This window comes from Streptomyces sp. NPDC088745 (assembly GCF_044751045.1).
Classification (GTDB): Bacteria; Actinomycetota; Actinomycetes; order Streptomycetales; family Streptomycetaceae; genus Streptomyces; species Streptomyces cremeus.
Map to the genome: position 1 here is coordinate 25201 of NZ_JBIVLB010000003.1, position 13321 is coordinate 38521.

Annotated in this window: 13 protein-coding genes and 1 pseudogene; 9 read left to right on the forward strand and 5 right to left on the reverse strand. The window is 71.9% G+C overall.

The annotated features are described in order from the left end of the window. The first annotated feature begins 79 nt into the window (after positions 1-79). The 4 genes from ACIP93_RS09275 to ACIP93_RS09290 are packed head-to-tail and all read left to right on the forward strand — an operon-like array spanning position 80 to position 3356. A complete protein-coding gene (locus ACIP93_RS09275; protein WP_345223111.1) occupies positions 80-1144 on the forward strand; it encodes a PhoH family protein in 1065 nt (354 codons plus the stop codon). 14 nt (positions 1145-1158) lie between these two features. Further along, entirely contained in the window at positions 1159-1656 is a 498-nt protein-coding gene (gene ybeY, locus ACIP93_RS09280) for an rRNA maturation RNase YbeY (protein ID WP_345223112.1), read from the forward strand. Beyond that, a complete protein-coding gene (locus ACIP93_RS09285; protein ID WP_345223113.1) occupies positions 1653-2942 on the forward strand; it encodes a hemolysin family protein in 1290 nt (429 codons plus the stop codon). Before ybeY ends, ACIP93_RS09285 begins: the two co-directional genes overlap by 4 nt. Positions 2943-2999: 57 nt before the next feature. Then, a complete protein-coding gene (locus ACIP93_RS09290) occupies positions 3000-3356 on the forward strand; it encodes an MmcQ/YjbR family DNA-binding protein (RefSeq protein ID WP_345223114.1) in 357 nt (118 codons plus the stop codon). Between the two features lie 25 nt (positions 3357-3381). On the opposite strand, the gene ACIP93_RS09295 is transcribed toward ACIP93_RS09290, so the two are convergent. Next, the gene (locus ACIP93_RS09295; RefSeq protein ID WP_345223115.1) at positions 3382-4788 is read right to left on the reverse strand and encodes an MFS transporter; all 1407 of its coding nucleotides are present in this window, start codon (positions 4786-4788) and stop codon (positions 3382-3384) included. A 96-nt stretch (positions 4789-4884) separates the two neighbouring features. Between ACIP93_RS09295 and ACIP93_RS09300 the strand changes: the two genes are divergently transcribed. From ACIP93_RS09300 to era, 5 genes and pseudogenes are all read left to right on the forward strand, one after another. Continuing rightward, positions 4885-5781, forward strand: coding sequence for a helix-turn-helix transcriptional regulator (locus ACIP93_RS09300; protein ID WP_401757078.1), 897 nt, complete (start codon positions 4885-4887; stop codon positions 5779-5781). Between the two features lie 98 nt (positions 5782-5879). Next, the gene (locus ACIP93_RS09305; RefSeq protein ID WP_401757080.1) at positions 5880-6713 is read left to right on the forward strand and encodes a hypothetical protein; all 834 of its coding nucleotides are present in this window, start codon (positions 5880-5882) and stop codon (positions 6711-6713) included. An 86-nt stretch (positions 6714-6799) separates the two neighbouring features. After that, positions 6800-7171, forward strand: coding sequence for a cytidine deaminase (locus ACIP93_RS09310; protein WP_380837023.1), 372 nt, complete (start codon positions 6800-6802; stop codon positions 7169-7171). A 332-nt stretch (positions 7172-7503) separates the two neighbouring features. After that, a pseudogene (locus ACIP93_RS09315) lies at positions 7504-7845 on the forward strand (transglycosylase family protein); the annotation flags it as partial. A gap of 102 nt (positions 7846-7947) precedes the next feature. Beyond that, positions 7948-8901: a GTPase Era gene (gene era, locus ACIP93_RS09320; protein ID WP_345223119.1), complete on the forward strand. Its 954-nt coding sequence runs from the start codon at positions 7948-7950 to the stop codon at positions 8899-8901. A gap of 115 nt (positions 8902-9016) precedes the next feature. Here era and ACIP93_RS09325 read toward each other — a convergent pair whose 3' ends face one another. From ACIP93_RS09325 to ACIP93_RS09340, 4 genes are all read right to left on the reverse strand, one after another. After that, entirely contained in the window at positions 9017-10267 is a 1251-nt protein-coding gene (locus ACIP93_RS09325) for an MFS transporter (protein ID WP_401757083.1), read from the reverse strand. Next, on the reverse strand, positions 10264-11628 hold the full coding sequence (locus tag ACIP93_RS09330) for a GH1 family beta-glucosidase (protein ID WP_345223121.1): 1365 nt from the start codon (positions 11626-11628) through the stop codon (positions 10264-10266). The genes ACIP93_RS09325 and ACIP93_RS09330 overlap by 4 nt, the downstream gene beginning before the upstream one ends. Before the next feature lie 58 nt (positions 11629-11686). Then, positions 11687-11959 carry a protealysin inhibitor emfourin gene (locus ACIP93_RS09335; protein WP_345223122.1) on the reverse strand — a complete coding sequence of 91 codons (273 nt, stop codon included), beginning with the start codon at positions 11957-11959 and terminating at the stop codon, positions 11687-11689. A gap of 105 nt (positions 11960-12064) precedes the next feature. Then, entirely contained in the window at positions 12065-13141 is a 1077-nt protein-coding gene (locus ACIP93_RS09340) for a M4 family metallopeptidase (RefSeq protein ID WP_401757086.1), read from the reverse strand. Positions 13142-13321 lie beyond the last annotated feature (180 nt).

A 13321-nucleotide genomic window follows, 5' to 3' on the forward strand; every position in this document is an offset into this window, starting at 1 on the left:
CGTACGCTTGGGGATCCAGAGGTTGTCGAGCAGCGAGAACCCTGCAACGGGAGGTATGCGCAGGCCACAGTGCCGGCCCATGACTCAGACACCCACACGCAAGCCGCAGGCCCGTGCCGAGTTCAAGATTCCCGCCACGCATCCCATGGTGACGGTGCTCGGATCAGGCGACGCCCTGCTGCGCGTGATCGAAGAGGCCTTCCCGGCGGCCGACATCCACGTCCGGGGCAATGAGATCAGCGCTACGGGGGAGACGGCGGAAGTCGCCCTGATCCAGCGACTGTTCGACCAGATGATGCTGGTGCTGCGCACCGGGGCGCCGATGACGGAGGACGCAGTGGAACGCTCGATCGCCATGCTCAGGGCGAACGGCAACGGAAACGGGACGGGCGGGAGCGCCCCCGACGGCGGAGCGGTCACCGAGACGCCCGCCGAGGTGCTCACGCAGAACATCCTCTCCAGCCGCGGCCGCACCATCCGCCCGAAAACGCTCAACCAGAAGCGGTACGTCGACGCCATCGACAGGAACACCGTCGTCTTCGGCATCGGCCCCGCCGGTACGGGCAAGACCTACCTCGCCATGGCGAAGGCGGTCCAGGCGCTCCAGTCCAAGCAGGTCGACCGGATCATCCTGACCCGCCCCGCCGTCGAGGCCGGAGAGCGCCTGGGCTTCCTGCCCGGCACCCTCTTCGACAAGATCGACCCGTATCTGCGCCCGCTCTACGACGCGCTGCACGACATGATGGACCCCGAGACGATCCCGCGCCTGATGGCCGCGGGGACGATCGAGGTGGCCCCGCTGGCGTACATGCGCGGCCGGACGCTCAACAGCGCGTTCGTCGTCCTCGACGAGGCGCAGAACACCAGCACCGAGCAGATGAAGATGTTCCTCACCCGGCTCGGCTTCGACTCGAAGATCGTCATCACCGGTGACGTCACCCAGGTCGACCTGCCCAACGGCACGAAGAGCGGTCTGCGGCAGGTCCAGGACATCCTCGGGGACGTCCCGGACATCCACTTCTCCCGGCTCACGTCGGAGGATGTCGTACGGCACAAGCTCGTCGGCCGTATCGTCGACGCGTACGAGAAGTACGACAGCCGTACCGAAGTCCAGAACGGGCCGGGCGGCCGGACCGGGAAGTAGAGCCACAGCGCACCATGTCGATCGACGTCAACAACGAGTCCGGAACCGAGGTCGACGAGCAGGCGATCCTCGACATCGCCCGCTACGCCCTCACGCGGATGCGCATCCACCCGCTCTCCGAGCTCTCGGTGATCGTCGTGGACGCCGACGCCATGGAGCAGCTGCACATCCAGTGGATGGACCTGCCGGGTCCGACCGATGTCATGTCCTTCCCGATGGACGAACTGCGTCCGCCGGCGAAGGACGACGAGGAGCCCCCGCAGGGGCTCCTCGGTGACATCGTGCTGTGCCCGGAGGTCGCCGAGCAGCAGGGCAAGGACGCCGAGACGGAGCACTCCATGGACGAGGAGCTCCAGCTGCTCACCGTGCACGGCGTGCTGCACCTGCTGGGCTACGACCACGAGGAGCCGGACGAGAAGGCCGAGATGTTCGGCCTGCAGGCGGCCATCGTCGACGGCTGGCGGGCGGAGAAGGGCCTCACCGGTCCCTCCCCGGCGCCGACCGTCTCATGAGCCCGCAACTGATCGTCGGCGCCGTCGCCCTGGTCGTCGTGGCCTGGCTGGCGGCGTGCGCCGAGGCCGGTCTCGCGCGGGTGACGAGCTTCCGTGCGGACGAGGCGGTACGGGCGGGAAAGCGCGGCAGCGCGAAACTGGCGCAGGTGGCCGCCGATCCGACGCGCTATCTGAACGTGGCGCTGTTGGCACGGGTCGCCTGTGAGATGGCGGCCGGTGTTCTCGTCACGTACGGCTTTCTCGAAGTCTTCGACACGACCTGGCAGGCGTTGCTGGTCTCCATCGCGGTGATGGTGCTCGTCTCGTACGTCGCGGTGGGCGTTTCGCCGCGCACGATCGGACGGCAGCATCCGTTGAACACGGCGACGGCTTCGGCGTACGTGCTGCTGCCGTTGGCCAGGATCATGGGGCCGATCCCGCAACTGCTGATCCTCATCGGCAACGCGCTGACGCCGGGCAAGGGGTTCCGCAAGGGACCGTTCGCCAGTGAGGCGGAACTGCGCGCGATGGTCGACCTCGCGGAGCAGGAGTCGCTCATCGAGGACGACGAGCGGCGCATGGTCCACTCGGTCTTCGAGCTGGGCGACACCCTGGTGCGCGAGGTCATGGTGCCGCGCACCGACCTGGTGTCGATCGAGCGGTTCAAGACGGTGCGGCAGGCGCTGACGCTGGCACTGCGGTCCGGGTTCTCGCGGATTCCCGTGACGGGGGAGAACGAGGACGACGTCGTCGGCGTCGTCTACCTGAAGGACCTGGTGCGCAAGACGCACATCAACCGCGACGCCGAGTCCGATCTCGTGTCGACGGCGATGCGGCCCGCTGTCTTCGTGCCGGACACGAAGAACGCCGGCGACCTGCTGCGGGAGATGCAGCAGGAACGCAACCACGTGGCGGTGGTGATCGACGAGTACGGCGGCACGGCCGGGATCGTGACCATCGAGGACATCCTGGAGGAGATCGTCGGGGAGATCACCGACGAGTACGACCGCGAGGTCGCGCAGGTCGAGGAGCTCGGCGAGGGGCGCTTCCGGGTGACGGCACGGCTCGACATCGACGATCTCGGGGAGCTCTACGGGCTCGACGAGTTCGACGACGAGGACGTCGAGACGGTCGGCGGGCTGCTGGCCAAGGCGCTGGGCCGGGTGCCCATCGCCGGGGCGTCGGCGACGGTCGACCTGCCGGACGGGCGGCGGGTGAGGCTCACGGCGGAGTCGCCCGCGGGACGGCGGAACAAGATCGTGACGGTGCTGGCCGAGCCGGTGGCGTCCGAGGACGCCAAGGACTGAGGGGCGTCGGTGGGGGCGGGGGTGCGGTCGCAGCCGTCGGCTCCGATACTGGAACGTATGACTCCTGCTCAGCTCCGGTCGTTCTGTCTTGAGTTCAACGAGGCGGTGGAGGAGTTTCCGTTCACTCCGGAGACGTCCGTCTTCAAGGTGCTGGGAAAAGTCTTCGCCCTGAGCGCGCTCGCGTCCGAGCCGCTCCGGGTGAACCTGAAGTGCGATCCCGAGATCGCGGTCCGGCTGCGCGGGGAGCACCCGGCGGTCGTTCCCGGCTGGCACATGAACAAGCGGCACTGGAACACCGTCACCCTCGACGGGTCCGTCCCCGACCGTCTCGTGCGCGAGATGATCGAGGACTCGTACGACCTCGTGGTGGCCGGCCTGCCCCGGGCGGTCCGGCTCCGGCTGGACCGGGCATGACCCCCTCTTCGTCAGGCCGGGCGCCTCAGGCGCGCCTGCGCAGGCCGACGGCCACCAGCAGGGCGGTGGCGATCACCAGCCCGGCGCACAGGGCCAGCACCAGGCGGACGCCCGTGAAGAGGGTGTCCTGGGTGGTGGCGAGGACGCCCAGGAGGGGGATGCCGATCGTCAGCGAGACCTGCTGGGTCGTGGTGACCAGGCCGGTGGCCAGACCCTGTTCGGAGTCGGGGACGCCGGAGGTCGCGGTCAGCCCGTACGACACGATCGCGCCCAGGTGGGCCATGCTCGCCAGCGAGATGAAGACCGTGACGAGCAGGGCGCCCGAGCTCGTGCCGACGGCCAGCAGGCCGCCCATCAGAGCGCCCTGGGCGAGCAGCGAGAGCACCAGCGTGCGGCGGGCGCCGAAGCGGCCCACGACCCTCGGGGTGAGCGTGCCCGCGACGACGGAGAGGACTCCCTGGACGCCGAAGACCAGACCGGTCTGCGAGGCGGACAGATGCAGGATCTCCTGGAGGTACAGGGTCAGGACGAAAACGGCGGTGGTCATCGTCGCGAACGTGACCAGGCCCCCGATGTTCCCCCAGGCGACCGACGGCCGGCGCAGCATGGGCAGCGAGACCAGGGGTTCCCGCGTCCGGGACTCGACGAGGACGAAGGCCGTCAGCAGGACCAGGCCCGCGATCAGGGCGGCGAGCACGTCCGCGCCGCCGAAGCCGCGTTCGGCGGCCGTGGACAGGGCGTAGATCAGGGCGAGCAGTCCGCCGGTGACGGTGATCGCGCCGGGCACGTCCAGGCGCGGGCGCTCGGGGTGGCGGGACTCGGTGAGGACGCCGGGGGCCAGCGGCAGCACGATCAGTGTGAACAGGGCCAGCAGGCCCATCGTGGAGCGCCAGCCGAGGGCGTCGGTCAGGACGCCGCCCAGCACCATGCCCACCGTGAAGCCGAGCGAGAGCAGGGTGCCGCTGATGCCGAGCGCGCGGTCGCGCTGCGGGCCCTCGGGGAAGGTGGTGGTGAGCAGCGACATGCCGGTGGGGACGATCGCCGCCGCGCCGACGCCCTGGAGCGCGCGCCCGGCCAGGAACGACGCCGGGTCCCACGCGAAGGTGGCCAGCAGGGACGCCGTACCGAAGAGCGCGAGGCCGGCGAGGAACAGTTTGCGGCGGCCGAACAGGTCGCCGGTGCGGCCGAAGAGCAGCAGGAAGCCGCCGGACGGCAGCGCGAAGGCCGTCACCGCCCACTGGAGCGCGGACCGGCTCATGCCGAGTTCGGCGCCGAGCGCGGGCAGCGCCACATTGAGTACGGAGAAGTCCAGCGCCACCATGAACTGCGCCGCGCACAGCACGAACAGGACGAGCGCGGCGCGGCCCGTCAGCCGCGCCGACGGCGCCTGACCGGGAGGGGACGGGGGAGCGGTGGATGTGTCGAGTGCCATGCGCCCCACCCTCCGGTTCCCGGAATGCCCGTGGGGAGCGGGAACTTATCCTGTTGGCGCCACCACCAGGCAGCCGGGACCAGGGGGACGCACAGGATGACGACGGCCGCACGGCACGACGCGGGCATGACGATGAAGGAGCACCGGCTCAACGAACTGAGGGAGTTCCTGCGCAGCCGCCGGGCCCGGGTCACCCCCGCGCAGGCGGGACTTCCCGACGGCGGCGCGCGCCGCCGCACACCGGGACTGCGCCGCGAAGAGGTCGCCGTGCTCGCCGGCGTCGGCGTCAGTTGGTACCAGTGGCTGGAGCAGGGGCGCGACATCACCGTTTCTCCGCAGGTGCTGGACTCGGTGGGACGGGTGTTGCGGCTGAGCAGCACGGAACGCCGTCACCTGTACGTCCTCGCCGGGCTCAACCCGCCCGCCCCCGAGGTCGAACCGGGCGACCAGGACATGTGCGGCGGGCTGCGGCGGCTGATCGACGCGTGGCTGCCGTATCCGGCGCACATCATGGACGTGTACTGGAACGCCGTGCAGTACAACGACGCGGCGGCCGCCGTCCTCGGCATGCGGCCCGACGTCGTGCAGAACTGCCTGCTCTCGTTCTTCTCCGACCCCGTCTACCGCTCCCGGGCCAAGGACTGGGAGGGCACCGCGAGCCGGGTGGTGGCGCAGTTCCGGTCGGCGTGCTCGGAGTGCCCCGACGACGAGGGGTTCCGGGAGATCGTCGCGCAAGCGAAGGAACTCAGTCCCGCGTTCGCCGAGTTGTGGGAGCGCAGGGACATCGCGCCGGGCGGGCAGACGTTCAAGGACCTGTTGCATCCGCTGGTCGGCGAGCTGAAGCTGGAGAGCACTCAGTTGCGGGTGCCCGCCCGGCCCGACCTGACGATCGTGCTGCACACGCCGAGGCCCGGCACGGGCACGGCGGAGAAGCTGGAGTGGCTGGCGACGCCGGAGGGGCGGCGCGGGGCGATGGGGCCGGTGGCGGGCTGAGCCCGTTCGGGCCCCGGCCCCGGGTGCCCGGGTTTGGTGTTCTCTTTACGCGCTGTTTAAGTTCGCGGGAGTAATCGAACACCCTTCTGGAGTACCCCGTGCGCAACCGTCCGCTCCGTCAGGCCAGACCGGTCCGTCGGCTCCTTCTGGTCCCTCCGGCCCGCCCGGCCCGCCCGCTTCGTCTCGCCGCCGCCGGCCTGGCCGCCTCGTCCCTGCTGCTGCTCGCCGCGTGCGCCGACGGCAGTGCCGCCGAGGGCAGCGGCACCGGCGGCGGCGCCGAGGCCATGAAGGGGAAGGCCGCGGCCACCCCCGAGCCGCCCGGCCCCATGACGCCGCAGCAGGCCAAGAGCGTCCTGGTGGGGGAGAAGGACCTCGCCGACGGATGGAAGTTCCAGAAGGACGTCCTCGTCGACGTGGGCGACCCCTCGCAGAACGTCCTCGACAAGGCCGAGCCCGCGAAGTGCCACATCCTGGCCGACGTCCTGAACACCGGCCGGCTGCTCACCGACTTCAAGGTCACCCGGCAGGCGGTCTTCTACGACCGCACCGGGTCCAGCGTCATCGCCCAGGACGTCAGCGGCTACGGGCGTCCCGCCGAGGCCGAGCGGGCCATGGGGTCCCTGGCCGCCGCGGCCAAGGGCTGCGCCTCCTTCGGCGCGACGTACGAGGGCCGCAAGGTCGAGGTCACCGTCGCCGACTTCGCGGTGCCCGCACTCGGCGAGCAGAAGGTCTCCTACCGGCTGAAGATCGACGACGCGGGGAAGGAGCAGGTCCTCGACTACGACGTCGTCTCCCTCCGCTCCGGTGCGAACATCTCCACCCTCTTCAACAACTGGGGCGAGGACGGCGAGCGCGGCGAGAAGCCGTTCGACCGCGCCGTCCACCGGGCCGCCGCCGCGCTCGACGGGGTCGCCGCCGGGGCGAAGAAGTAACGGGCGCCCCGGCCCGCCGCCCGCACCACGTGCACCGGACACGCCTCCCGGCCGCCCCTCGCGCGGGGGAGGCCGGGGCGTTTCCTATGCTCGGGGCCATGACCACGCCCGCGCAGGACGCGCCCCTCGACCCCGAGGACCAGAAGCTGATCACCCTCGCCCGCTCCACCCGCGCCCGCAACGGCGTTCCCGAGGGTGCGGCCGTGCGCGACGAGACCGGGCGCACCTATGTCGCCGGAACCGTCGCCCTGGACTCCCTGAAGCTCAGCGCGCTGCGCACCGCCGTCGCGATGGCCGTCGCCAGCGGCGCCTCGTCGCTGGAGGCCGCCGCCGTGGTGACGGCCGCCGGCACCGCAGCCGACGCCGACCTCTCCGCGGTGCGGGACCTGGGCGGAGAGGGCACACCGGTGCTGGTGGCAGCGCCGGACGCGACCGTGCGGGCACGCCTCACCGCCTAGCCCGGCGGCACGGGCCGCCCCGGGTGTGACACACGGCACAGCGGCGGCGGACGGCGGGTCGGGCGACCCCCGCCCGCCGTCCTGGACACGTGGCTCCCTGGCCCGTGCGGCACCCGCGCCGGGACCTTCGGCCCGGGCCGTTCGTCCCGGTGCCGGGGCGGTGCCGCGGGGGCCGTCCGGCCCCCGTGGACCCCCCCGAAGGACCGTGGAAACGGGCCGCCGGCGCTGGGAGTGTGGAGGAACGCCGCAAGGGGCCGCACCAGGGCCCCGGCGAGAGGCCGTACCCGCCTCTCGGACGCGGCGGTCCACGTCCCCCAGTGTTAGGCCACTACGTGTTCTCCTCCCTGATCCGCTCCACCGTCGCCCGCCGCGTCACCGGTTCCGTCGTCGCCGCGGGAGCGGCGGCGACGATGATCCTCACCGGCTCGGGCAGCGCCTCGGCCGCCTCCGGTGCCAACTGGTCGGCCGTCGCGGCGTGCGAGTCGGGCGGCAACTGGGCCATCAACACCGGCAACGGCTACTCCGGCGGCCTCCAGTTCACCCAGCAGACCTGGGCGGCCTACGGCGGCACCGCGTACGCGCCGAGCGCCCACAAGGCCACCCAGGCCCAGCAGATCGCCGTCGCCGAGAAGGTCCTCGCGGGCCAGGGCGCGGGCGCCTGGGGCTCCTGCGGCGTCAAGGGCGGGCTGGCCTGAGCGCCTGACGCCGTCCGACGCGTGTCCCGAAGGGCCGACCACTGGTCGGCCCTTCGGCGTGCATCGGGGAGAATGGGCCGCATGAGCGCTCGTACCCCTGAAACCCCCGCAGCCGACCCCGCCCCCCACCGGGCCGGCTTCGCCTGCTTCGTGGGCCGCCCCAACGCGGGCAAGTCCACCCTCACGAACGCTCTGGTCGGCAAGAAGGTGGCGATCACCTCCAGCCGCCCGCAGACCACCCGGCACACCGTGCGCGGCATCGTGCACCGGCCGGACGCACAGCTGATCCTGGTGGACACCCCCGGGCTGCACAAGCCGCGCACACTCCTCGGCGAGCGGCTCAACGACGTCGTACGGACGACGTGGGCCGAGGTCGACGTCATCGGGTTCTGCGTGCCCGCGGACCAGAAGCTCGGACCCGGTGACAAGTTCATCGCCAAGGAGCTCGCCGGGATCAGGAAGACGCCGAAGATCGCCATCGTGACCAAGACGGACCTGGTCGACTCCAAGCAGCTCGCGGAACAGCTCATCGCCATCGACCAGCTCGGGCAGGAGCTGGGAATCGCCTGGGCGCAGATCGTGCCGGTGTCGGCGGTCGGCGAGTCGCAGGTGTCGCTGCTGGCGGACCTGATCGCGCCGATGCTGCCGGAGAGCCCGCCGCTGTATCCGGAGGGCGACCTCACGGACGAGCCGGAGATGGTGATGGTCGCGGAGCTGATCCGCGAGGCGGCGCTGGAGGGGGTGCGGGACGAGCTGCCGCACTCGATCGCGGTCGTCGTCGAGGAGATGATCCCGCGGGAGGACCGGCCGAAGGACCGGCCGCTGCTGGACATCCACGCGAACGTCTACATCGAGCGGCCCAGCCAGAAGGGCATCATCATCGGCCCCAAGGGGCAGCGGCTGAAGGACGTCGGGATGAAGTCCCGGAAGCAGATCGAGGCGCTGCTGGGGACGCCGGTGTACCTCGACCTGCACGTGAAGGTCGCGAAGGACTGGCAGCGGGACCCGAAGCAGTTGCGGAAGCTGGGGTTCTAGGCGGTACGGGGCGCCTCCCGGCCCTGGCGGAGGAGCGCGGCCGGCGCGGGCGCTCGCGCCGGGGCGGCGTCCGGGCGGGCCGGGAGCGCGACGCGCAAAGGAGCGGGCGGGGCGGTCAGGGCACGGCTTTGACGCGGTGGACCAGGAGGGCGCCCAACAGACCCGTCGCCGCGGCCAGTCCGTACAGGACGCGGTAGCCGCCCAGGTGGAGCACGACGGGCGCCGCGAGGGCCGGGGCCACCGCCTGCGGGAGCGAGTTCGCGATGTTGATCAGGCCGAGGTCCTTGCCCCGGGCGGCCGCGGACGGCAGGACCTGCGTCATCAGGGCGAAGTCCACCGAGGTGAAGACGCCGAAGCCGATGCCCAGCAGGGCCGCCGCGACCAGCGCGCCCGGCCAGGTCTGCCACACCGCCAGCAGCCCCGAGGCCCCCGCCATCAGCACCCCGGCCCCCAGCACGAAGGGCTTCCTGCGGCCCACCCGGTCCGACCACGCCCCGCCCACCACGACCGTGGCGAGGAGGGTGACCCCGTTGACGGCGGTCAGGACCAGCACACCGGTCTCCGGGTCGGCGTACCGCACCCGGTCCCGGAGGTAGTACAGCAGGTACAGCAGCACCACCGAGTTCCCCAGGTTGATCAGGAACCGGGTCAGCCACGCCCACCCCAGGTCCGGATGCCGGCGCGGGCTCAGCCAGAACCCCGCCAGGAACCCCCGCCACCGCAGCGGCTCCCGCTCCGCCGGCGACAGGGCCGGGTCCTTGTGCCGTACGACGAACGGCAGCACGCCCACCGCGCAGAACACCGCGCACGCCACGTACCCCGCGAGGACGCCGCCCAGCGACGCCAGTCCCGTCCCGGCGACCACGCCCAGCATCTGTGCCGCGCCCAGCCACCCGCCGACCCGCCCGCGCGTGCGGTGCGGCACCTGGTCCGGCACGGACGCGGTCACCGCGGCGAACGCGGCGTTCAGGGCGAGCTGCACCAGGCACCACCCCAGCGTCATCGTCACCGGGTCCGGGGCGAGGGCGAGCAGCACCAGCGCCGCCGCGCCGGTGAGGGAGCCGCCCACGATCCACGGCGTACGGCGTCCGAAGCGGGACGTCGTACGGTCCGACAGCGCGCCGAAGACGGGGTTGGCGACCATCGAGACGACGGCCCCGGCGCCCGTCACCCATGCCAGCAACGACTCCTCGGCCATCCCCGCGCCGGGCGCCAGCCCGGCCGCCTGGAGCGCCAGGAGGACCTGGAGGGGCCCGAACCACCCCACCCAGATCGCCCCGTTGGCGAGCGACAGGGACGCCGTCCACCCCCGGGAGACCTCCGCGGTGGGTTCCGCCCGCGCCGAGCGGGCGGGGAGGGTCGTCACCGCTGTGCCCGCAGCGCGTCCCGCAGCCATCCGAAGGAGGCCTTCGGGGTCCGCTCCAGGGTGTCGAAGTCGACGTGCACGAGCCCGAACCGCTGCGCGTACCCCTCGGCCCACTCCCAGTTGTCCAGCAGCGACCACACGAAGTACCCGCGCACGTCGACGCCCTCGTCCATCGCGTCGTGCAGGGCGCGCAGGTGCCCGTCCAGGAAGCGGATCCGGTCCTGGTCGTCCAGGCCCTCGTAACTGCAGCCGTTCTCGGTGACGACCACGGGCGGCAGCCGGTCCCCGTACCGCTCCTTGAAGCCCACCAGCAGTTCCAGCAGGGCGGGGGGCACCACCGGCCAGTCGAAGGCCGTGCGGGGGAAGCCGTCGACCCGGTGCACGGAGAAGGGCAGCTCCGGCGGGATCGTGATGCCCGCGAAGTCCGCCGGGACGGACGGGTCGGGGGCGCCCACCCTGGTCGGCTGGTAGTAGTTGACGCCGTACCAGTCCAGGGGCTGCGAGATCAGCCGCAGGTCGTCCTCCACCGGGCCCGGCAGCAGCTCGGCGATGCCCTCCGGGTACGTCCCCAGCAGCAGCGGGTCCGCGAACAGGCGGTTGAGCAGCAGGTCGTAGAAGTCGGCCGCCGCGCGGTCCCCGGCCGACTCCGAGGCCGCCCAGGTCGGCCCGTGCGAGTTGGCGATGCCGATGGAGCCCGAGCCGCGGTCGCGCAGCACTTCCACCGCCAGGCCGTGCGCCAGGAGCTGGTGGTGGGCGACCGGCAGGGCGTCGAAGAGCAGCCGCCTGCCCGGCGCGTGCTCGCCCAGCGCGTGCCCCAGCAGCGTGAGTTCGGCGGGCTCGTTGAGCGTGATCCAGCGCCCCACCCGGTCGCCCAGGCGGGCCGCCACCACCTCCGCGTACTCCGCGAACCGGTGCGCGGTGTCCCGTTCCAGCCACCCGCCCGCCCGCTCCAGCGCGAGCGGGGTGTCCCAGTGGAAGAGGGTCGGCACCGGACGCACCCCCGCCTCGCACAGGGCGTCGACCAGCCGGTCGTAGAAGTCGAGCCCGGCCTTGTTGACGGCGCCCGCCCCCTCCGGCAGCACCCGCGACCAGGAGACCGAGAAGCGGTACGCGCCCACCCCCAGCTCCTTGAGGAGCGCGACGTCCTCGGGGTAACGCCGGTAGTGGTCACAGGCCACGGACGCGTTCGAGCCGTCCTTGATGCGGCCGGGCTCGGCGGCGAAGGCGTCCCAGGAGGACGGCCCGCGCCCGTCGTCGGCCGCCGCGCCCTCGATCTGGTGCGCCGAAGTGGAGACCCCCCACAGGAAGTTGGCGGGGAAGCGGGGCAGCGGGCCGGTTGGACCGGGTGGCAGCGTCGTCATGGGGGAGATGCTCCGTACCGCCGGGTAACGCTGTCAACGGTCGTGACGCCGCCCGCCGTTACGCGCCTTCCTTCAGCACCCTCGTGATCAACTCGCGCTGGGCGTCGGAGAGTTGCGGCTCCGCGCAGTGGAAGGTCTGCCCGTCGACGGTGATCTCGTAGCTGAACCCGTCCGGGACCGCCGCCCCCGGCATCCGGAGCCCCCGCCCGGCGGCCGCCGCCTCCCCGGCGAGCGCGTGCCAGGCGTGGGCGTCGGGCCGGCCCGAGGTGTCGACCTCGGCGCGGCGCTCGATCCCGGCGAATCCTCCGGTGCGGACTACCTGAATAAGCATGGGGTCCGTTCTAGTACGGGTACGGGCGCACCGGTAGGGGGCGCCCCGCCGGCACGGCGAAAGGGGCGTCCCGCCTCGGGACGCCCCCACGACCGCCGACGGCGCCTACGGCTTCGCCTTCTTCGCCACCGGCACTCCGACCTGCTCCCACGCCTTCAGCACGGCCAGGGTCTCCGCGCCGTCCCGGAACCGGGCGCGCGACGCCGCCACCGTGGCCTGCGCGAACTCCGCGAAGGTCGGGGTGACGGAGAGCGTTCCGGCGGTCAGGGTGTCGTACCAGATCTGCCCGGCCCGCTCCCACGCCTTGCCGCCGAGCGCGTCGGCCAGCAGGTAGAAGGCGTGGTTGGGGATGCCGGAGTTGATGTGCACCCCGCCGTTGTCGCGGCCGGTGCTGACGTAGTCGTCCATCGTCGCGGGCTGCGGGTCCTTGCCCAGGACGTCGTCGTCGTACGCCGTGCCCGGGGCCTTCATCGAGCGCAGGGCGACGCCCTGGACGCGCTCGGCGAGCAGGCCCGCCCCGATCAGCCAGTCCGCCTCGGCGGCCGTCTGGTCGTTGACGTACTGCTTGACGAGGGAGCCGATGACGTCGGACACGGACTCGTTCAGCGCCCCCGGCTGGCCGAAGTAGCTGAAGTTCGCCGTGTGCTGGGTGACGCCGTGCGCCAGTTCGTGGCCGATGACGTCGACGGGGAGGGTGAAGTCGAGGAAGATCTCGCCGTCGCCGTCGCCGAACACCATCTGCTCGCCGTCCCAGAAGGCGTTGCCGTAGTCGCGGTCGAAGTGCACGGTCGCGTTCAACGGCAGCCCGGCGCCGTCGACGGAATTGCGTCCGAACGCCGAGAGCAGCAGCTCGAACGTGGCGCCGAGGCCGGCGTACGCGCGGTTCACGGTGGCGTCCTTGACGGGCTCCGCGCCCTCCGTCCGGACGGCCTTCCCCGGCAGGTTCCGGGTGTGCTCGGCGTCGTGAACGGTCCGGTGGACCTTGTTGTCGGCGGCTCCCGGCGAGGGCGCGGCCGCCGGCGCGCCGAGGACCGTGGTGAGCCGGCGGTGGGTGCGCTGCCGGGCGTCCGCCTCCAGGGTGCGGCGGGCGGGACCGGCGAGGGCGGGGTCGTCGGCGCGGGCGAGCCGGTCGAGGACGTGGGGCGGCACGATGGTGCAGAAAACGGGATGGATGGCTTCCATGGCGAGCAATGTGGCACTGGGTCATGCCGCTGTCACTACCCGCGACCATGATTCGGTCCATATTTCATTGCTTGGAGTGAAGGATCACAGTTTCCGCGACACGCATGCCGGGTCTTGCATACTGATACGGACCGGCGCCCCCGCCGCCCCTCGGTTAGGCTGCGGCACATCATGCGTTTC